Raw genomic sequence first — 18,571 nt, 5'->3', positions numbered from 1 at the left:
CAATCAGCTGAGGTGCTTGGAAACCGCAGCGGTCATCTTGAACATCGAGATCTGGTCCTTGCCAATCACCGCGCCGAGCTTGGCATCGGGATTGATCTGGCGCTTGTCCTTGGTGTCCTGCAGGTCATTGGCCTTGATGTATTCCCACACCTTGGACGTCACCTGAGCGCGGGTCATCGGACCCTTGCCCACCACTGCTTCGAGATCGGCGGTCAGAGTGACCGGTTTCTGGAGTGCGTTATTGCCAGCCATAGTATTGTTCCTTTCGTAGTCTGGTTATTCCAAATCTTCCCCGTCCCAGTCCTCGCCTTCCTCCTCACGCGCATAAGTCGCGGTGAGCAGGGCGGCAGCGAGTACGTGGCCCTTGAGGGCCGAGACAAGATCCCCGCGACTTGCACCCGGCATCAAGGTGAGCGGCAAGTCCAGTGCGAAGAGCTGGAATACGTATGAATGGGGCGGATCGTCATGCGGGGGCTCCGGCAGGAGCCACTCGGAATTGCGTTTGGCGTTCTTGCCCACCCGGGGTGGAACCTCGCCTTCGAGCAGCTTGCCGCGCTGGCCGGCAAGACCCCACACCAGCCAGTGGCAGGTCGCTTCGCCCCCACGGCCGGCCGGGTCTTCCACGATCAGGGCCAGCTCCTGAGTGCCGGAAGGCGGTGCCGACCATTCGAGCGGCGGCGCGACGGAGTCCTCTTCGTCAGCCGTGAAGCTGGGATCGAGCGGCTCGCCATTGGCAAAGGCCGGGCTGGTCAGCGCGAAGCCGCCCTTGCCGAGCATTCCAGCCTCGGCGAGCTGCGCAACCGCCAACGCAGCATGTCCGCCGGAAACGGCAGGCAGGGCCTCAAGCAGCCACTGGGGGGCAGAATCAGACAACGGCATCCTCTCACCAAAACAGGGCAGGAGACTAGGGCGTCACTCCCTCGCCTGCGAGGGGTGCAAGGCCAACGCAAGCAGGTTTTCCACCGCTGCGAAAGAAAATTACGCGACGAGGTGATGCTTTTTCCGCGAATCCGGACCTTCCGGTCACAGACGACGGCTTGCCGCCCCTCGATAAAGGCGGCATCGTGCGTCCACAGAGCCGTGATCTGCAGGTGATCGGCCGGGTCGTAACAGCTATACGGAGCACCACGCCCATGGGTGTCGCACGCAATTCCATCGCCCTTGCCATGTCGCTTGTTCTGGTCGCCTGTGGCGGCGGGGGGGGCGGCGGAAGTTCGCCGCCGCCGACCGGCGGAACCAACCCGACGCCCCCACCGCCCACGTCAACCTGCTCGCTCTCTGCGCGGCAGGACTTCGTGAAGGCGGTGGTTGACGAATGGTACCTGTTCCCCGACCTGGTCGACAACACGGTCAACAAGGCCAACTTCAACAATATTGACGGCTATATCGACGCGCTGGTTGCCCCGGCCCGGGCCCAGTCGCGTGACCGGTTCTTCACCTACATGACCTCGATTGCCGAAGAGAACGCCCTGATCAATTCGGGGTCCAGCGCCGGGTTCGGCATCCGCCTGGCCTATGACACGACCAACAACCGGGTGTTCGTGCTGGAATCCTTCGAAACCGGCCCCGCCTTCCCGCAAGGGTTCGACCGCGGCACCGAATTGCTCGCCATCGGGACCACAGCCAGCAACCTGCAGACCGTTACCAGCCTGATGACTGCTGGCGGGCCCGGTGCTGTCATCGAGGCACTCGGCCCCTCCACTGCCGGCCTCCAGCGGGTGTTCCGCATCCGCGACGTCAATGGCACCGAGCGGCAAGTCACCGTGGCGAAAGCCGATTTCGCGCTCGATCCGATGTCTGACCGTTATGGCGCGAAAGTGCTCGACGATAACGGCAAGAAGGTCGGCTACATCAACCTGCGCACCTTCATCGTCGATTCCGCCGAGCAGGACCTGCGTGCCGCCTTCGAGCAGTTCCGCCAGCAAGGCATAACCGAGCTGATCATCGACTATCGCTACAACGGCGGCGGCCTCGTGCGAATTGCCGAGCTGATGGGTGACCTGATGGCGGCTAACCGGGTCGGCGAGGTTTTCAGCCGCACCACCCTTCGCGCCAGCAAGGCCAGCGAGAACGAGACCGACCGCGTCGGCACTCAGGCACAGGCGATTGCGGCCACCAAGATCGCGTTTATCGGGACCCGCAGCAGCGCTTCGGCGAGCGAACTGGTGGCCAATGCTTTCATTCCCTATCTCGGGAGCAACACCGCGCTGGTCGGCACCAACACCTTCGGCAAGCCGGTCGGCCAGTTCGCGTTTGACCGCGCCGAATGCGATGACCGTTTCCGGGTCGTCGCTTTCCGGACCGAGAATGCGAGCGGCCAGGGGGATTACTACACGGGCCTTGCCAGCGTGTTCCCCAACACCTGCCGTGCAGCGGATGACATTTTCACGCCCCTCGGAGACCCGCGCGAAGCCTCTATTGCGCAGGCGCTGGCATTCCTGCGCAGCGGCGCCTCGGTCTGCAGCCCGATTTCGGCCAATGGAGAAAACGCCGTCGCCTCTGCCGAGCGGCAACGCGGGGTGAGCGGTGGTCGCGAGCCGCTGACACCGCAGCGTCCCTCCCCGGCCCAGCGCGAGGTTCCCGGCTTCTTCTGAGCGCGTTCAGCGGCTGGCGAAGGCCAGCAGGGCGGTCCATGCCCAAGCAAAGGCGAGTGCGCCTATCGTGACCGCGCGCCAGCCGCGCCCGGCCTGCGCCATGCCGCGCGCCCAGGTCCAGCGGCCGATCAGCCAGCTCGACAGGGCGGTGGCACCGGCGGTGAGGATTGCCGCCTCCGAGGCCAGCAGCAGATAGAGCACGGCAAGCATGAACATCTGCATGAACCAGGCCGCCGCGAACCAGACAATCGGAACCGGGCGATAGCTCGCCTCGGGCAGCCAGGTTCCGGCGCTGTTGGTGGTAATGCCGAACGCCTCGCGAGCGCGGTGTTCCTCGATGGCGTCGGCCAAGGTCGGCGGCTCTGCCAGATGCGGATCATCCTGGTCATTCATGGACGCAGGCTACCATGCCCTGCCCGAACCCATCAACCGGCAGCTTGACGGGAAGTCAGCCGATAGGTCATCATCGGGTCGATGACCTACACTACCTTTGCCGAGTTCTGGCCGTTTTACCTGCGCGAGCATTCGCGGCCTGCCACCCGCGCGCTGCATTATCTCGGCACGACGCTTGTCGTGACACTGGCGGCCTATGCGCTTGTGACAGCCAGCGGGGTATGGCTCGCCGCCATGCCGCTGGCGGGTTACTTCTTTGCCTGGGCGGCGCATTTCGGGGTCGAGAAGAACCGTCCGGCGACTTTCACTTATCCGCTCTGGTCGCTGGCGGCCGACTTCCGCATGTGGTGGCTGTGGCTGACTGGCCGGATCCGCCCCGAGCTGGAGCGTGCCGGGGTGACCTCTTAGGCCGGGTTTTCCGCCATCGCCGGGATATCCTCGCATTCAGGCATCCAGGCTTGGCGGCTCTTGGTCCAGAACTGGATCTGCGGCTTGAGCCAGCTGGTATCGTCCAGCGTGCCGGCCTTGACGAACCACAGCTGCGGCGCGCTTTCGGCATCGGTGAACAGGGGCGAACCGCAGGTCGGGCAGAACTTGCGCCATACCTTCAGTCCGCTTTCGCCGCTGTCCTCGTATGTCGTGGTCTCACCCTTGATCGTGATACCGTCGCGCGGCACGCCAATCAGGACCGAGAGCACGCTGCCCGCCTGGCGCTGGCAGTTCTTGCAGTGGCAGATCGCCTGCATCACCGGCTCAGCCTTGAGTTCGTAACGCACTGCGCCGCACAGGCAGCCTCCGGTCTGGCTCATGGTGTTTTTCCTCCCGATATTCCGGCACAAGGATAGGCGCTGGCAAGACAATCGCCACCTAGCGCAAACAGCAGTGAGCTCAGGGGTTTTCCGGCCCGCTGAAGGGGCGGCTGTCGGTCCAGGCGCAACCGAACCGGCTGTCCTCGCCAATCTCCAGCGTAACGGTGAAGGGGTACTCCCGGTCGGACATGCCATCGGAACAGGTGCCCGCCGTCACCACCATGTCGAACGGCTTCCCGTCCAGCGCGCCAGACAGACCCAGCCCGCTGTTGCCCGCAAACCGGGTGACGGCAATGGTCGTTCCGTCAGGGTTCTCCGGAGTGGAATAGATGAGCGTATCGCCTGCTGCACTGCCGCCCCAGAACGGCTCGGTGCCGGTGAAGCGGATTGTCTCGCTGTCAGCAATTTCGGCGAACGCCTGCGTCGACCGCCCGTTCTCGTCGGGCGACTGGCAGGCGGCGAGAGGCAACAGGAGCGCGGCAAGGAGGGGGAAATGGCGAATGGTCATGCGGCCTCTATCGGACAGCAAGGCCCAGCGTGGCAAGCCCCAGCAGGAAGCTGAGCGGCCAGCGCAGCGCCATCCACCAGCGCGGCGCCAGTGCCATGCCCTTGAGCCGCAGGTCGACCAGCGGACTGGACAGAATGGCGAAGGCCAGCATCGCCAGCGCGGGCTGCGGACGGGCGGGATCTGTCAGCCACCACAAACCTGCGGCAAGGGCGATCAGGCTGGGGGTCACGGCCGCCACCCAGACCCAGCCGAGCACGCCGCGGCCCTGGGCGGCGGGCGCAGCGGCGGCAATGCCCCACCATGTCCCGCCAAGAAACGACAGGATCAGGCCGGCATAGAGCCCGCCGGCGATCCGCGCGCTATCGACCCAGGCCTCCTCGCCGATCCATGCCAGGGCGAGGCACGCCAGCGCCGGGAGCACGCCCGCAAGGCCCAGCCAGCGCGGTGTTACCGGAACCTGCCGCATCACCTGGCTCCGGCCCGGATAAAGTCTGCGGTCTGGCTCAGCGCCCGCTTTCCTTCGGGAACCGGCAGCAGCATCCAGACGTGGAACATGCCGGGATATTCGTGAAATTCGTGCGGAGCGCCGGTTGCGCGCAGCTTTTCCGCCAACCGCCGCCCGTCAACGACCAGGATATCGCTGGTGCCGGAGAAGATCGCCATCGGCGGCAAGCCTTCGAGCGGGCCGAACAGCGGGCTGACCTTCGGGTCGTCCAGCGGCAGATCGCCCGCATAGCGCTCCCCGCAGGCGAGCAAGCCGCTGATAGCCAGCATCCGGTCTTTCGGCTCGACCATGCGCTGGGCCGGATCACTCGCCGTTGCATCGACCCATGGCGACCACAGCACCAGCTTGCCCGGCAGCGGGCCGCCTTCTGCCTTGAGCATCTGCGCCAGCGCCAGGCTCATCCCGCCACCAGCGCTGTCACCCATGACCGTGATCCGGTCTGCCCCATGGGTAGTCGCCAGTTCGAGGTAGAGCGATTGCATCGCGCCCAGCACCTCATCCGCCTTGTGCTCCGGGGCGAGCGGATAGACCGGCACGGTCGCGCTGGCGCCGGTCATGGCGCACAGGCGCAGCACGGTGTCCCAGTGAACGGCGGCGATATCCATCACATAGCCGCCGCCGTGGAGATAGAGCAGGTGCGGCGCGCTGGCTGCGCTGCTTTTCGGCGTGATCGTTACCACCGGATAGCCGCGCGCAGTGTCCTCGACGATAGTGAAATCGCGGTGCCATTTGGCCCTGGGGCGCAAGGGCTTCTGCTTCCGCAGCTGCGCGATCCGTTGGTCAAGCCGCTCTGGCTCGGCGAAGAAACGCCTGATGCCGAGCAGCGGCAGGGCGAGGTTGACGAGGCGGGCTGACAGGCTGGGCATCGATGGTCCTCACGGGCGATAATGCCTGCCTATAGCCGCATTTTCCCGTGTCGCCAGCGCGCTGCGCAGCGTGAAGGCTGCCTCAGGCCTCGGCGGCGAGCCGGGCTTCTTCGGCGCGCAGGGCGGCCTTTTCACGTTCGGTCTTGACGCGCTGTTCGGTGACGGCGCGGGCCTGGTCGGCCAGCGTGCTCCAGGTGGCGGCAGAGCGCAGCGCGCGGTCACGCACATTGTCGAGGGTGGCGGCGTCAGCAGCAGCGGTCGCTTCGCGGACCCGCTCGGCATAGAATTCGTAAGTCTGGCTCATGCGGTCGCGCTCCCTGGCAGGCCTCCGGGATGGAGGCAAAGTGCCCCGCGCGCCCGCCCGGCCCTGAGGCGAGGCTGGCGCGCGGGGCGAAATGCGCCGATCAGGCGGCCGAGAGGTTTACGGCGCTTTCCTTGCCGTTGCGGCCCTGCTCGACTTCGTAGTTAAGGCGCTGGTCCTTATCGAGCGAGTGCATGCCGGCTGCCTGGACGGCAGAGATATGCACGAAGCTGTCAGCCGAACCATCGTCGGGCTGGATGAAACCATAGCCCTTGTCGGCGTTGAAGAACTTTACGGTGCCAGTCTTGGCCATGATGTTTCCTTTCAAGAAACGTTTGTTTGCCCCACCGCGAAAGTGCGGCAGGGGTCGTGCGTCAAATCGTCAGATGAAAGGAAGTCGTCGTCTGGTTAACGCCGGGGCTGCAAGCAGCAAGCGGCGACAAGTCAAATCTCGAAGTCCGTCGCACATTTCGACGTCAGCGGCATCGCTATAGCACAGCATTACCCGATCACCTAATCATTGCTCTTGCGGCCGCGCTCGCTCTGCCCCGCCACCGGGCCAGCCTGCCCCGTAACCTGATGCCAAACCACCAGTGCCGCCACGAGTACCGGGGCCGTATTCGTTCGACATTCCCCCGGCGAAGGCGCAAGCCTGCGCTCCGGGCATCCTGCTCGCGAGGAGCCGCGCCATGGCCAAGAGCCAGAAGAAGTCGAACCGCGAAGTGCGCAAGCCCAAGGCGGAAAAAGGCCCCAAGACCAACGCCTCGCAGCCCAGCCTCAAGCCCGGCGGGATCAAGGGGCTGGAGCACATGACCCGCAACTGAGCTGCGGGTGAGCGGCGGCCCGTGCGAGAAGGTAAATGACAGGGCGGGTGACAAAGGTGACACCGTGTCACCCTTCCCGCTCGTCATAAAAGTCCTGTAAAGCCTCGATAATCTCCGCATCGGAGAGCGCGGACGGACACGGCGGCCGGGGCGAAAATGCGCTTGGCGATGCACCTGCCTGAGAGCTGCGCCCGGCGGCGCTGAACGCGGGTACGGCGCTGGTTCCGGCCAGGATCGATTCCAGTTCGCCCGGATCGCCCGGCCCCGGCAGGCCCAGCGCCACGGGCTCCCCGCTTTCGACCCGGCCCAGCAGCGTCTCGAAATCGCGCGCCTGGCGCTCGGCATGGGGGCCCAGCCGGCCCAGCAGCGGCACCCCGCCCAGCGTCACCCGGTTCATCAGCGCCACCGTCAGCCGCTCGTCGAAACGGCGATAGCTGCCGACCAGCTCGCCCTTGTAATAGACCGGCACCTCCACCCCGTTGAGCGCCCGGTCGAGCGCGGCGTGGGCGAGCACGTCGAAACTGTGGTGGAAGGCCACCTCCCACGCCAGATCGAACGCCTGGCCCTTCAGCTTGCTGCGCAGGCGATAGGCCGACTGGCGGCTCATCCCCACACTGCGCGCCGCCTCCGCCACCGAATGGGTGGCCGACAGCGCACGCAGGAACGCGGCCTGCCGGGTGCGGGTCCAGCCGTCGTGTCGGGCGGGGCCGGGTGGTTCAGGGGGTTGAGGGTGAGCGGCGCGCGCGGAAGCGGCGGTGTGGAAGCGTTCGGGGCGGGCGGGATCGGGTGTCTGGCTCATCGGAGAGGATAAGGCAGATTTGGCGCGTGTAGGAAAGTGGATTGGGTCAGGCCCTGATCCGCTGGCGGAACCAGTCGGCCAGTTCCTCCTCGCTCAGCTCGCCCGCTGCGAGCGCGACCACGGCCACCACCAGTTCGGCATCGCTTGCCTCCAGCACATGGCCGTTGAGCATGAGGAAGGTTTCGCTGACCACCGCCGCTGTGCGCTTGTTGCCATCGACGAAGGGATGGTTGCGCGCGATGCCGTAGGCATAGGCCGCCGCCAGCGAGGCCATGTCGGGTTCGCCACAGTCAGCCGGATTGCGGGGGCGCGCCATCGCGCTGTGCAGCATACCCTCATCCCGCACGCCTTCTGCGCCGCCGTGCTCGGCAAGCTGCTCGGCATGGGCCGCCAGCGCCACTTCGGTGGCAATCCACACATAACGGCCAGACATGGAGCCGGACATAAGGGCCCCCGGCCGTACCTGGCGAGTTCGCTAAGCGCGCGCTTGCGCCGCGCCATGACCTCTCGCGCTGCGGCCATCTGCGCCTCGATGGCATAGCCGGTCTCCGGGGTCAGCCGCAGCGTCTCGCCTTCGGGAATGGTGATCGAGCTGACCCGGTTGGCGGCGGGCGTGCGCCGGTAGGCGATCGTGGCCTTGCCGCTGTTATCGAGCGAGGCCTCGGCCAGGAACAGCGCCGCATCGGCCCGGTTGGTCAGTTCGAGGAAGGGCGCCGCCTCGGTGCCGGTGGCGGGCATGATCAGCCGCGCGTTGGATGCCGTGACCTGCGGTTCTGGCTGGGGCACTGCGGTCATCCGCTCCGGATACGGGGCAGGCGCGCGGGGTGGATGAAACCGGCGGCTTGCGCGTTCGTTGGGTGGCGTGAAAGGAACCAGCCTCATGGCCAATGTCGATACCCCCCGCGCGCTCCTCGTCATGGCAGTGCAGGACCTCTACGATGGTGAATGCGCCATGGTGGAGCGGCTGGACAACGTCCGCTCCTGCCTCGCCGACGAGGCCATGCGCGAGCTGGTGGAGCAGGATACCGCCCGCAGCGGCACGCAGCGAGAGGCCCTGGCGGATATCGCCCGCGCCCTCGATGCCGCGCCCGACAAGGCGGAGAACGTGTGGCTGCGCGCCATCCTCGATGATGCGGACAACGACTGCACCTCGATCGTGCAGGGCCCCTTGCGCGACATCGCGCTGGCCGGCGCGCTGCGCAAGGGCAAGCAATCGCAGCGGGTCAGCTATGAGACCGCGCTCGCCCTTGCCTGCAGGCTCGACCTGGCCGAGGCGGCGGAGGCGCTGGGCGCGATGATCGACGCGGCGCAGGAGACCGACACCGCGCTCGCCCGCGCGCTCACGCGGCTGAGCGGCGGGGTGGAACGATAACCGCAAAAAGGGGCGACCCGTTGCCGGGCCGCCCCTCGTTGGCTCGATTGCTGCGCTGCGCCCTGGGCTCAGCTCGGCATCAGCACGGTGTCGATCACATGGATCACGCCGTTCGATGCGTCGACATCGGTGGCGGTCACGGTGGACCTGTTGCCGGCCGCATCGGTCAGCATGACCTTGCCGCCTTCCAGCGTTGCCGTCAGCGTGGCGCCGTTGACGGTCGTCAGGGTATGGCCTTCGGTGCCGGCTGCCTCGATCGCCCGGGTTAGGGTGGCAGCGTCGGTTTCACCCTGGACCACGTGGTAGGTCAGGATGCCCGAAAGATCGGCCTTGCCGGCTTCGCTCATCAGCTCGTCACGGCTGGCCTGCGGGATCTTCTCGAAGGCAGCGTTGGTGGGCGCGAACACGGTGAACGGGCCAGTGCCTGACAGCGTTGCGCCAAGATCAGCCGCAGTCACGGCCGAAACCAGGGTGGAGAAATCGGGATTGTCCTGCGCCACCTCGACGATCGTGCCCCCGTCGGTAACGGTGGAATTTGTCATGCTGTCAGCCGCCGTGGTGTCTTCGGTCGTGGTGGTGTCCTCGGCCGGCTCGGCGCAGGCGACGAGGGCGAGCGAAGCGGCAGACGCGAGCGCAAGGGAAAACTTGGTCATGGGCAGGTCCTTTGGATCTTGCAGGGGGAAACGACAGTGGCGCGCGCCCGGGACTGCCGGACGCTGGTGCGGCGCACTCCATCCCCAATGAGCGAGACCCGCAAACGTTCCCGCCGCCGCGCGATACCGCCCGGGGCCCGCCAGTTCAGCTCACCTTCTTCGCCTTGTGCGCGGCAATGGCCTCGTCCAGCGCGGCGATGCGCTGGCGTTCGGGGGAGTTGCGGGCGAGCCCCTTCAGACGGCAGCTCGCCCACAGCGCCTTGCGTTCGGATTCGAGGTTCTTGAGGTAAAGGTCGGCCATCAGTCGTGCTCGCGGTCGCCCGCGCCCATGTAGAGCTCGCGCCCGGTTTCATCATAGACCCGGCTCATCTCGGCCATGCCCTTTTCCGCTTCTTCCGCCGCCACGAACCCGTCGGCGCCCTGGTTCTGCAGCCGCGCGAATTCACGCACTTCCTGGCTGATCTTCATGCTGCAGAACTTGGGCCCGCACATGGAGCAGAAATGGGCTGTTTTCGCGCCTTCGGCCGGCAGGGTCTGGTCATGGTACTGCTCGGCTGTGTCGGGATCGAGGCTGAGGTTGAACTGGTCGCGCCAGCGGAACTCGAACCGCGCCTTGGACAGCGCATCATCGCGCACCTTGGCCGCCGGGTGCCCCTTGGCCAGGTCCGCCGCGTGGGCGGCAAGCTTGTAGGTGACCACGCCGACCTTCACATCATCGCGGTCAGGCAGGCCGAGGTGTTCCTTGGGCGTGACGTAGCAGAGCATGGCCGTGCCGTACCACCCGATCATCGCCGCGCCGATGCCGCTGGTGATGTGGTCGTAACCGGGCGCAATGTCGGTGACGAGCGGGCCGAGGGTGTAGAACGGCGCTTCACCGCAGGCCTCGAGCTGCTTGTCCATGTTCTCCTTGATCTTGTGCATCGGCACATGGCCGGGCCCTTCGATCATCACCTGCACGTCCTGCGCCCAGGCCCGCTTGGTCAGTTCGCCCAGGGTGTAGAGCTCGGCAAACTGGGCCTCGTCGTTGGCGTCGGCAATCGATCCGGGGCGCAGGCCATCGCCCAGCGAATAAGCCACGTCATAGGCCTTCATGATCTCGGTGATTTCGTCGAACCGTTCGTAGAGGAAGCTCTCCTTGTGATGGGCGAGGCACCATTTGGCCATGATGCTGCCGCCCCGGCTGACGATCCCGGTTACCCGCTTGGCGGCGAGCGGGACGTAGGGCAGCCGCACCCCGGCGTGGATGGTGAAGTAATCCACCCCCTGCTCGGCCTGCTCGATCAGGGTGTCGCGGAACACCTCCCAGGTCAGGTCCTCGGCCACCCCGCCGACCTTCTCCAGCGCCTGGTAGATCGGCACCGTGCCGATCGGCACCGGGCTGTTGCGGATGATCCATTCGCGGGTGTCGTGGATGTTGCGCCCGGTGGAAAGGTCCATCACGGTGTCCGCGCCCCAGCGGGTCGACCAGACCATCTTGTCGACTTCGGTGGCGACGTCGCTGGCAACCGCCGAGTTGCCGATATTGGCGTTGATCTTGACGAGGAAATTGCGCCCGATCGCCATCGGTTCGCTTTCGGGGTGGTTGATGTTGCTGGGAATGATCGCGCGACCGCGGGCGACCTCGTCGCGGACGAATTCGGGGGTGACATAGTCGGGAATGCTGGCACCGAAGTCCTGCCCGTCCCGGATATGGTTCGCGATCATCTCGCGCCCGATGTTCTCGCGGACGGCGACATATTCCATCTCCGGCGTGATGATCCCGCGCCGCGCATAGTACATCTGGCTGACGTTCATGCCCGGCTTGGCCCGCAGCACCTTGTGGCGCACGCGCGGGAATGGCGGGACGCCGCCGCTGCGGTCCGGCCCCAACTGGCCGTTGTCTTCCGGCCTGACCTCGCGCTGTGTCACTTCCTCCACGTCGCCGCGTCCGCGGATCCAGTCGGCCCGCAGTTCGGGCAGGCCGGCGGCAATGTCGATCACGGCATCGGCATCGGTATAGGGGCCGGAAGTGTCATAGACCCGCACCGGCGGCTCCCCGCTCGACGGCTCCAGCCGGATCTCGCGCATGGCCACGCGCAGGCCGGAAGGCGATTCGACGTGGACCTTGGCGGAGCCGCGGATCGGCCCGGTGGTCACGCCGATTTCGAGCTTGCTGTTGATGTCGGCCATGCGTGTCTCTCCTCAGGTGGCGGGAGAGCGGTTTGCTGGCCTGAAGTCCTTGCGGCGGCCAGTCCACTCCCTCCGCCCGTGCTAACGGGTTCAGGTTCAGCGGGTCGCAGGGCGTGACACCTGCCTCTCAGCTCGCACGAGCTCCCCGGGGATGGCCCTTCATAGACCGGTGACGGCGGTTGGGAAAGGGGGCTCTCAACCCCGGCGCAGCGGGATGCGGTGCTGGCTGCAGAACCGGCCATGGCAGACACTCGGGGGAAAGTGCAAAGCCCTCTGGCAAACCCGGCGGGGCGCGGTTAGCGTGCGCGCTTTATCCGTCCGGCCCCGATTTAAGGTGGCCGCGCAAGGGGGAATAACGCCACATGGCTGCCAGCACTGCCGGATCGCCCGGCCTCGTCGATCACGTCGTCAATGTATCCGACTTCATCTGGGGGGGCAGCTGGAACGGCGAGACCGTGATCCCCTTCCCGCCGATGGTGATCGTGCTGTTGGGCATCGGCCTGTGGATGATGTTCGGGCTGCGGTTCTACCCGATCCGCAATCTGGGGAGCGCCTTTACCGGCCTGTTCAAGGGCCGCAAGAGTGCGGGCGCGGGTGAGATCAGCCCGTTCGCGGCGCTGTCCACGGCACTGTCGGGCCAGGTCGGCACAGGCAACCTCGCCGGGGTGGCGACGGCGATCGCACTGGGCGGTCCCGGGGCGATTTTCTGGATGTGGGTCACGGCGCTGATCGGCATGGCGCTGGCCTTTGCCGAAGGCGCGCTCGCCATCCGCTATCGTGAGCGCACCAGCGAGGGTGCCTATCGCGGCGGGCCGATGACCTACATCATGATGGGCCTTGGCCCCAAATACACTTGGCTGGCCGTGCTGTTCTGCCTCGGCACGCTGTTCTCCGCACTGGTCACCGGCAACTCGATCCAGGCCAATGCCGTGGCAGACAGCTTCGGCGAACTGTTCGGAATGCAGGAATGGGTCGCGGGGGTGATCGTGGCGATTGCCGTGTTCCTGGTCATCATCGGCGGGATCAAGTCGATCGGCAGCGTGGCGGAAAAGATCGTGCCGTTCATGGCGGCCGGATACCTGATCATGGCGATCATCGCGATCGTGCTCGACTATCAGGACATTCCCGAAACCTTCGGCCGCATCTTCCACGGCGCGTTCAACCCGCAGGCGGCCAGCGGCGGGTTTCTGGGCGCGGCAATCATCATTGCCATCCGCGCCGGTGTGGCGCGCGGCCTGTTCTCGAACGAGGCCGGGCAAGGCTCGACCCCGATCGCCCATGCCGTGGCGCAGACCGACGATCCGGAACAGCAGGGCCGCATGGCCATGCTCGGCACGTTCATCGATACGGTGGTGATCTGCACCATCACCGCGCTGGTGATCCTGACGGTGGAAGGCAACTTCACCCACGCCGGGCAGGCGGTCGAACACGCCTGGCAATCCGACCTGCAGGGCTTTGCGATGACCTCAGGCGCCTTTGCCGCAGCCTTCCCGGCGCTGCTGGCGGGCATCCCGATCGGCACCCTGATTGCCAGCGTCGCGCTGATCCTGTTCGTTTTCACCACCCTCGTCACCTGGAGCTATTACGGGGAGCGAGCGATCACCTTCCTCTACGACCGTGTTCCCGGATCGACCCTGCGCGGCGAGAAGATACTGCACATGGCATGGCGAGTGCTGTGGTGCGTGGTGATCTTCATCGGCAGCTTCCAGGACCTGACCCTGATCTGGCGTCTGGGCGACATTTCCAACGCTGCCATGGCTCTGCCTAACCTGATCGCCCTGCTGCTGCTGTCAGGCGTGGTGTTCGCGCTGGCGCGGGGGGACCGCACCGCCGGCCCGACCCATATGGCGAAAACCCCGGAAGAGCCGAACGAGTACTAATCGGGAAAGGACCGCCTGCAGGATGCCAAGGGTAATGGCAGGGGTGTGCGGACTCGAACCGCAGGCCCTCGGTTTTGGAGACCGATGCTCTACCAACTGAGCTACACCCCTGCAGGCGGATGCGGCCCTTAAGCCAAAGCGTGGCGCCCGCGCAAGGCGAAATGCAGCGGCGGGCCGGGTTTGGCGCTGACCGGGCGGCGCGGGGATGCTAGGCAAAGGGGCGATGCACCAGTTCCCAGCCCCGCCAATCCCGGTCGAAATGCTGCTGCTGGCCTATCGCAGCGGCATTTTCCCGATGGCCGACGCGCGCGATGATCCGGAGCTGTTCTGGGTCGAGCCGCGCGAGCGGGCCATCCTGCCGCTGGATGGCTTCCGCTGTTCGGCCTCGCTGCGGAAGGTGATCCGGCAAGACCGGTTCCGGGTCACTGTCGATGCGGCGTTCGGCCGGGTGATCGCTGCCTGCGCCGAGCCGCGCGACGAAGATGGCGGAAGCTGGATCAGCGACCGGATCGAGGCCAGCTATCTGGCGCTGCACCGGGCCGGGCACGCCCATTCGGTCGAATGCTGGCACGGCAGCGAACTGGTCGGCGGGCTCTATGGCGTGGCGTTCGACCGGGTGTTCTGCGGCGAAAGCATGTTCAGCCGGGCTGACAACGCCTCCAAGGTGGCGCTGGCGTGGCTGGTCGCGCTGATGCGCCGGGCCGGGTACCGGCTGCTCGATTGCCAGTTCATGACCGGGCACCTTGCCTCGCTCGGCGCGGTGGAAATCCCGCAGGCGCGCTATCTGGAGATGCTGGCCCAGGCATCGGGTCCGCCCGACGCCAGCCTGCCGCAGGCCTATGCCTCGGTGTCGTCGGCCGCAGCAGGCGCAGGCGCGGAAGGTGGCGCGGCAGTGGGGGACGGAGCCGGCGCCGGTGCCGCAGCAGGGGCCCCGGTTGCGCGGGGCGAGGGGGATGCCACGGAGCCTTCCTCGCCCGGGAAACTCATCGCGCAGTTCTTCACCCAGACATCGTAAACCGGGTGCTCGACCACGTTGAGCGAGGGTGATCGCTTGAACAGCCAACCGGAAAAGACCCGGTCCCAACTGTCCTGGTTCCGGTTGTCGCGCACCAGCACCTGGACAAAAGCGCCGGTCTCGCTCGGCATTTCCCATGGCGCGGTCCGCTCGCAGGCGGACAGGCGCACGATGACATCGCCGATCCGGCGCGTCTCGCCTGGCTTGAGGGTAATGTCCTGCGAGAGGTTGTTGCGCTTGTTGAGCAGGCCGAGCGTGGCAACGCGGTCAGCCATCGGCGTGCCCAGCCCCGCTTCCCCCGCAGGCTGCGCGGGTGGCGGCGCCGCCCGGGCCAGTTCCTCGGGCACCTCGGTCTCGACCGGGCGCGGTGCAGGGGGCTTGTCATCGCAGGCGGCCAGCAGCACGAGCGCGACCAGAGGGGCGAGCGCGCGCACCCTCAGGCGTCCGGTGACCACGCTTCGTAATCCCCCGTCGCCGCGGCCCGCTTGCCGCCACGCTCCAGCGCACCCGCCGGGCGATAGGCCAGCGGGGTTCCGGTCGCATTGGGGGTGTAGTCCACTTCCCAGATGTGCGGCGGCGGCAAGTTGCTTTCCGGCACATCGTCAAACGAGCCGTGCAGCCAGCCATGCCATTCGGCCGGCACGCGGCTGGCATCGTTGGGGCCATTGTAGATTACCCAGCGCCGCTCCCGCCCCTGCGCATCCGGCTTGCGGGTGCGGAAATAGCGGTTGCCCTGCACATCGGTGCCGACCTGCTGGCCCTTGCGCCAGCTCCACAGGTGCGTTCCGATGGTGGCGCCGTCCCACCAGGTGAAGATCTTGCCGAGGATAGACATGGCCGTGCGCCTAGCGGATTGCAGCCTTGCGGCCAAGCGGGAAACCGGCCTGCCGCGGGCCTACCATTCGACCTTGTCCCCGGCGCGGATGCCCAGCTCCTCCGCGCGGCCACCGATCAGTTCCAGCACGGCAATGGCCGGCCGTTCGGAATAGACCGAATCGAGCGAATAGGGCGTGGTCCGCGCGGCGATGTTGATGATCCGCCGGTCCTCGTCGAGGAAGATGATGTCGAGCGGCAGCGGCGTGTTCTTCATCCAGAAGCCGAGCAGCTGGGGAGCCCGATAGGGGAAGATCATCCCCTCGTCCGGGCCCAGTTCGGTGCGGAACATCAGCCCGCGCTGCTGCTGCGGCACGGTCTCGGCGACTTCGACCCGGAACACGTGCCGCTTGCTGCCGCTGGTGACCGTCAACGGCACGACCCGCAGGCCGGAAACGGGATGCGTCGCTTGTGCCGTTGCAGTGGGAGCGGCGGCAGTTTCCGCCTGGCCTTGCGGCGAGCAGGCGAGGCACAGGCCCGCCAGCAGGAGTGCCATTGCGCGCATCAATCCATTCCTTCCAGGTTTCCCGCATCATCGCCGGCTTCAGCCACCCATTCGGCCAGCGCGGATTCGTCGCTTGCATCCATTATCGCCCGCGCCGCGTCGAATCCATGGCCCGCGCGCACGATTGCGGCAAGCTGCTTCGCACGGCGGGCAGGATCCGGCGGATGCGAATCGAATGGCCCCAGCCGTTTGCGCCGCGCCAGGGCGAAGGCCGCGCGCCGGGCGGCCGCCTCGTCCGGCGCCGCCGCGCGGCGGACGGGCTCGTCCACCCCGGCCTCCGCCAGGACCTGCCCCACCCGCCGCGCGCCATAGCCACGTCGCAGCAGGTCGCCGCCGCGCGCACGGGCAAACGCGGCATCGTCGATATAGCCCAGCTCGCCCATCCGCGCGATCAGCCCGTCGACGTCAGGTTCCCCCTCCCCAGCCCAGCCGCGCTCGCGCAGCTTGCGCACCAGATAGCGTTCCACCCGTTTGCCGGTGGTGGCGAATCGGGCAACATAGGCCAACGCCAGGTCCCGCAGGCGTGCCTCATCCAGCGGCGGTTTGGCCTTCGGCCCGCCCCGTGCTGAGTGCTGTCCTGCTTGCTCCTTGCGCGTCATCGTCATAATGGTGCCACAGTCTTTGCGAATTGGGCAACGCTTACGCATGACGCGGCGAGAACGGGCGCGTCAGGAGGGGACTTAACTAGAGCGCGGGGAGAACGCCCATGCCTGTGCGCACCAACAACGGGTTTCGCCTTCACTCATGACCATCACCATGCCGGTTCCCACGCCGAACGATTGCGCGCTGCCGCGCATCCGGGCGGACTTTGCCACTTTCAACGATGCGGTCGACTATGCCGCGCGTAGCGAAAAGGGGCTAAACTTTCATGACATGCGGGGCGAGCTGGAGCGGGTCTATCCCTTCCGCGAAATGCGCGAAGACGCGCTGGCGATGGCCCGGCGGCTTGTTGCAGCGGGGATCGGCAAGGGCGACCGGGTTGCCCTGATCGCGGAAACCGGCCCCGAATTCGCTGCGTTGTTCAGTGCCTGCAGCTACGCCGGGGCATGGCCGGTGCCGCTGCCGCTGCCGACCAGCTTCGGCGGCAAGGAAAGCTATATCGACCAGCTGGCGGTGCAGCTCGCCAGCAGCGATCCGGCCATGTTGATCTATCCCCCCGAAATCGCCGAAATGGCGAAGGCTGCGGCAGACCGGCAAGGCTGCGAAGGGATTGACTGGGCCAGCTTCAACGCCCGCGAAGCGCCCGAATGCGATCTGCCCGAAGCAAGCCCGAATGATATCTGCTATCTGCAGTATTCGTCGGGCTCGACCCGCTTCCCCACCGGTGTTGCCGTGACCCACCGCGCGCTGCTGCACAACCTCTACGGCCATGCCGCCTCGATGAACCTGGGCACCAACGACCGGGTGGTGAGCTGGCTGCCGTGGTATCACGACATGGGGCTGGTCGGCTGCCTGCTGTCGCCGATCGCCAACCAGGTGAGTTGCGACTATCTCAAGACCGAGCATTTCGCCCGCCGTCCGCTCGCATGGCTTGACGTGATCAGCCGCAACCAGGGCAACACGCTCAGTTATTCGCCCACCTTCGGCTACGACATCTGCGCCCGCCGCATTTCCAGCCAGAGCAGCGTGACCGAGCGGTTCGACCTCTCCCGCTGGCGCACGGCCGGCAACGGGGCGGACATGATCCGGCCCGACGTGATGCAGAATTTCGTCAATGCCTTTGCCCCGGCGGGTTTCCGCGCCAGCGCCTTCACCCCCAGCTATGGCCTGGCCGAAGCGACGCTGGCGGTGACAGTCATGCCCCCGGGCGAAGGCATCCGGGTGGAACTGGTCGAGGAGGAAAGCCTGTCGGGCACCCCGCGCGACCTTTCCCGGCCAGCGCGCTACCGGGCCATCGTCAACTGCGGCAAGGCCCTGCCCGACATGGAGGTGGAAATCCGGGATGCAAATGACGCGGTGCGGGGCGAACGGCAGATCGGCAAGGTCTGGTGCCGCGGCCCGAGCGTGATGCATTCCTATTTCCGCAACGAGGAAGCGACCCGCGATTGCCTGGTGCCAGGTAACGACGGCAAGGGCGCATGGCTCGACACCGGCGACATGGGATATATGGCCAATGGCTATCTGTTCATTGTCGGCCGGGCCAAGGACATGATCATCATCAACGGCAAGAACCACTGGCCGCAGGATATCGAATGGGCGGTGGAACAGCTGCCCGGCTTCAACCACGGCGATGTGGCGGCGTTCTCGTTCGAGATGGACAATGGCGAGGAATCGCCCGCCGTACTGGTGCATTGCCGCGTCTCCGACCCGGAAGAACGGATCAGGCTGCACGAGCAGATCCGTGACAAGGTCCGCTCGGTCACAGGGATGAACTGCGTGGTGGAACTGGTCCCCCCGCGCACCCTGCCCCGCACATCTTCGGGCAAACTGAGCCGGGCCAAGGCCAAGCGGCTTTACCTCGCCGGCGAGATCGAGCCGATCAAGCTGCCCGAAGCGGCCTGACCG

The 18,571-nt window shown here is 66.4% G+C and carries 24 protein-coding genes, 1 tRNA gene, 1 pseudogene and 1 riboswitch; of the genes and pseudogenes, 7 read left to right on the top strand and 19 right to left on the bottom strand.

Features of this window, described 5'->3' with window-relative positions; all coding sequences use genetic code 11:
• Window positions 1-3: 3 nt before the first annotated feature.
• A complete protein-coding gene (locus tag U4960_RS04580) occupies window positions 4-252 on the bottom strand; it encodes an SWIB/MDM2 domain-containing protein (RefSeq protein ID WP_324262399.1) in 249 nt (82 codons plus the stop codon).
• 24 nt (window positions 253-276) lie between these two features.
• The gene (locus tag U4960_RS04575; protein ID WP_324262398.1) at window positions 277-873 is read right to left on the bottom strand and encodes a YbhB/YbcL family Raf kinase inhibitor-like protein; all 597 of its coding nucleotides are present in this window, start codon (window positions 871-873) and stop codon (window positions 277-279) included.
• A gap of 260 nt (window positions 874-1,133) precedes the next feature.
• Between U4960_RS04575 and U4960_RS04570 the strand changes: the two genes are divergently transcribed.
• Window positions 1,134-2,594: a S41 family peptidase gene (locus U4960_RS04570; RefSeq protein WP_324262397.1), complete on the top strand. Its 1,461-nt coding sequence runs from the start codon at window positions 1,134-1,136 to the stop codon at window positions 2,592-2,594.
• 6 nt (window positions 2,595-2,600) lie between these two features.
• Here U4960_RS04570 and U4960_RS04565 read toward each other — a convergent pair whose 3' ends face one another.
• Window positions 2,601-2,987 carry a hypothetical protein gene (locus U4960_RS04565; RefSeq protein WP_324262396.1) on the bottom strand — a complete coding sequence of 129 codons (387 nt, stop codon included), beginning with the start codon at window positions 2,985-2,987 and terminating at the stop codon, window positions 2,601-2,603.
• An 81-nt stretch (window positions 2,988-3,068) separates the two neighbouring features.
• On the opposite strand from U4960_RS04565, the gene U4960_RS04560 reads away from it, so the two are divergent.
• Entirely contained in the window at window positions 3,069-3,395 is a 327-nt protein-coding gene (locus U4960_RS04560) for a DUF962 domain-containing protein (protein WP_324262395.1), read from the top strand.
• On the opposite strand, the gene U4960_RS04555 is transcribed toward U4960_RS04560, so the two are convergent.
• The 6 genes from U4960_RS04555 to U4960_RS04530 form a co-directional block, all read right to left on the bottom strand.
• Window positions 3,392-3,796: a GFA family protein gene (locus U4960_RS04555; protein WP_324262394.1), complete on the bottom strand. Its 405-nt coding sequence runs from the start codon at window positions 3,794-3,796 to the stop codon at window positions 3,392-3,394. The two genes, U4960_RS04560 and U4960_RS04555, sit on opposite strands and share 4 nt — an antisense overlap.
• 79 nt (window positions 3,797-3,875) lie before the next feature.
• On the bottom strand, window positions 3,876-4,304 hold the full coding sequence (locus U4960_RS04550) for a COG3650 family protein (protein WP_324262393.1): 429 nt from the start codon (window positions 4,302-4,304) through the stop codon (window positions 3,876-3,878).
• A 7-nt stretch (window positions 4,305-4,311) separates the two neighbouring features.
• The gene (locus tag U4960_RS04545; RefSeq protein ID WP_324262392.1) at window positions 4,312-4,770 is read right to left on the bottom strand and encodes a DUF3429 domain-containing protein; all 459 of its coding nucleotides are present in this window, start codon (window positions 4,768-4,770) and stop codon (window positions 4,312-4,314) included.
• Window positions 4,770-5,675, bottom strand: a complete 906-nt coding sequence (locus tag U4960_RS04540) for an alpha/beta hydrolase (RefSeq protein WP_324262391.1) — start codon at window positions 5,673-5,675, stop codon at window positions 4,770-4,772. The genes U4960_RS04545 and U4960_RS04540 overlap by 1 nt, the downstream gene beginning before the upstream one ends.
• Window positions 5,676-5,757: 82 nt before the next feature.
• Window positions 5,758-5,979, bottom strand: coding sequence for a hypothetical protein (locus U4960_RS04535; protein WP_324262390.1), 222 nt, complete (start codon window positions 5,977-5,979; stop codon window positions 5,758-5,760).
• Window positions 5,980-6,079: 100 nt separating this feature from the next.
• The gene (locus U4960_RS04530; RefSeq protein ID WP_324262389.1) at window positions 6,080-6,289 is read right to left on the bottom strand and encodes a cold-shock protein; all 210 of its coding nucleotides are present in this window, start codon (window positions 6,287-6,289) and stop codon (window positions 6,080-6,082) included.
• A gap of 376 nt (window positions 6,290-6,665) precedes the next feature.
• Here U4960_RS04530 and U4960_RS04525 point away from each other — a divergent pair, with 376 nt between their 5' ends.
• Complete coding sequence (locus U4960_RS04525; protein ID WP_324262388.1) at window positions 6,666-6,800, top strand: hypothetical protein; 135 nt, start codon at window positions 6,666-6,668, stop codon at window positions 6,798-6,800.
• Between the two features lie 67 nt (window positions 6,801-6,867).
• Here U4960_RS04525 and U4960_RS04520 read toward each other — a convergent pair whose 3' ends face one another.
• Complete coding sequence (locus U4960_RS04520; RefSeq protein WP_324262387.1) at window positions 6,868-7,599, bottom strand: hypothetical protein; 732 nt, start codon at window positions 7,597-7,599, stop codon at window positions 6,868-6,870.
• A gap of 46 nt (window positions 7,600-7,645) precedes the next feature.
• Window positions 7,646-8,032: a type II toxin-antitoxin system death-on-curing family toxin gene (locus U4960_RS04515; protein WP_324262386.1), complete on the bottom strand. Its 387-nt coding sequence runs from the start codon at window positions 8,030-8,032 to the stop codon at window positions 7,646-7,648.
• Window positions 8,033-8,461: 429 nt separating this feature from the next.
• Between U4960_RS04515 and U4960_RS04510 the strand changes: the two genes are divergently transcribed.
• A complete protein-coding gene (locus tag U4960_RS04510; RefSeq protein ID WP_324262385.1) occupies window positions 8,462-8,971 on the top strand; it encodes a DUF892 family protein in 510 nt (169 codons plus the stop codon).
• Between the two features lie 68 nt (window positions 8,972-9,039).
• Here U4960_RS04510 and U4960_RS04505 read toward each other — a convergent pair whose 3' ends face one another.
• The 3 genes from U4960_RS04505 to thiC all read right to left on the bottom strand — a co-directional run bounded on the left by U4960_RS04505 (window position 9,040) and on the right by thiC (window position 11,793).
• Entirely contained in the window at window positions 9,040-9,624 is a 585-nt protein-coding gene (locus tag U4960_RS04505; RefSeq protein WP_324262384.1) for a fasciclin domain-containing protein, read from the bottom strand.
• Window positions 9,625-9,769: 145 nt separating this feature from the next.
• Entirely contained in the window at window positions 9,770-9,925 is a 156-nt protein-coding gene (locus U4960_RS04500) for a hypothetical protein (RefSeq protein ID WP_324262383.1), read from the bottom strand.
• A complete protein-coding gene (gene thiC / locus U4960_RS04495; protein ID WP_324262382.1) occupies window positions 9,925-11,793 on the bottom strand; it encodes a phosphomethylpyrimidine synthase ThiC in 1,869 nt (622 codons plus the stop codon). The genes U4960_RS04500 and thiC overlap by 1 nt, the downstream gene beginning before the upstream one ends.
• A gap of 49 nt (window positions 11,794-11,842) precedes the next feature.
• A riboswitch (TPP riboswitch) is annotated at window positions 11,843-11,951 on the bottom strand.
• Between the two features lie 204 nt (window positions 11,952-12,155).
• On the opposite strand from thiC, the gene U4960_RS04490 reads away from it, so the two are divergent.
• Window positions 12,156-13,673, top strand: a complete 1,518-nt coding sequence (locus U4960_RS04490; protein WP_324262381.1) for an alanine/glycine:cation symporter family protein — start codon at window positions 12,156-12,158, stop codon at window positions 13,671-13,673.
• A gap of 35 nt (window positions 13,674-13,708) precedes the next feature.
• Here the strand turns inward: U4960_RS04490 and U4960_RS04485 are convergent.
• Window positions 13,709-13,784 (bottom strand) — tRNA-Trp (locus U4960_RS04485).
• 112 nt (window positions 13,785-13,896) lie between these two features.
• Here U4960_RS04485 and aat point away from each other — a divergent pair.
• Window positions 13,897-14,688 carry a leucyl/phenylalanyl-tRNA--protein transferase gene (gene aat / locus U4960_RS04480; RefSeq protein ID WP_324262380.1) on the top strand — a complete coding sequence of 264 codons (792 nt, stop codon included), beginning with the start codon at window positions 13,897-13,899 and terminating at the stop codon, window positions 14,686-14,688.
• A 35-nt stretch (window positions 14,689-14,723) separates the two neighbouring features.
• Here aat and U4960_RS04475 read toward each other — a convergent pair.
• From U4960_RS04475 to U4960_RS04460, 4 genes and pseudogenes are all read right to left on the bottom strand, one after another.
• Window positions 14,724-14,963 (bottom strand): annotated as a pseudogene (locus U4960_RS04475) (DUF2155 domain-containing protein); the annotation flags it as partial.
• Window positions 14,964-15,124: 161 nt separating this feature from the next.
• Window positions 15,125-15,523 carry an NADH:ubiquinone oxidoreductase subunit NDUFA12 gene (locus U4960_RS04470; RefSeq protein WP_324262379.1) on the bottom strand — a complete coding sequence of 133 codons (399 nt, stop codon included), beginning with the start codon at window positions 15,521-15,523 and terminating at the stop codon, window positions 15,125-15,127.
• A 60-nt stretch (window positions 15,524-15,583) separates the two neighbouring features.
• On the bottom strand, window positions 15,584-16,066 hold the full coding sequence (locus tag U4960_RS04465) for a DUF192 domain-containing protein (protein WP_324262378.1): 483 nt from the start codon (window positions 16,064-16,066) through the stop codon (window positions 15,584-15,586).
• A complete protein-coding gene (locus U4960_RS04460; protein WP_324262377.1) occupies window positions 16,066-16,665 on the bottom strand; it encodes a regulatory protein RecX in 600 nt (199 codons plus the stop codon). The genes U4960_RS04465 and U4960_RS04460 overlap by 1 nt, the downstream gene beginning before the upstream one ends.
• A gap of 145 nt (window positions 16,666-16,810) precedes the next feature.
• Here U4960_RS04460 and U4960_RS04455 point away from each other — a divergent pair, with 145 nt between their 5' ends.
• Complete coding sequence (locus U4960_RS04455; RefSeq protein WP_324262376.1) at window positions 16,811-18,568, top strand: fatty acyl-AMP ligase; 1,758 nt, start codon at window positions 16,811-16,813, stop codon at window positions 18,566-18,568.
• The last annotated feature ends 3 nt before the right edge of the window (window positions 18,569-18,571 follow it).

The organism is Altererythrobacter sp. H2 (genome assembly GCF_035319885.1).
Classification (GTDB): Bacteria; Pseudomonadota; Alphaproteobacteria; order Sphingomonadales; family Sphingomonadaceae; genus 34-65-8.
Note: the sequence above shows the minus strand (reverse complement) of the source record. Positions and strands in the feature narration are given on the sequence as shown.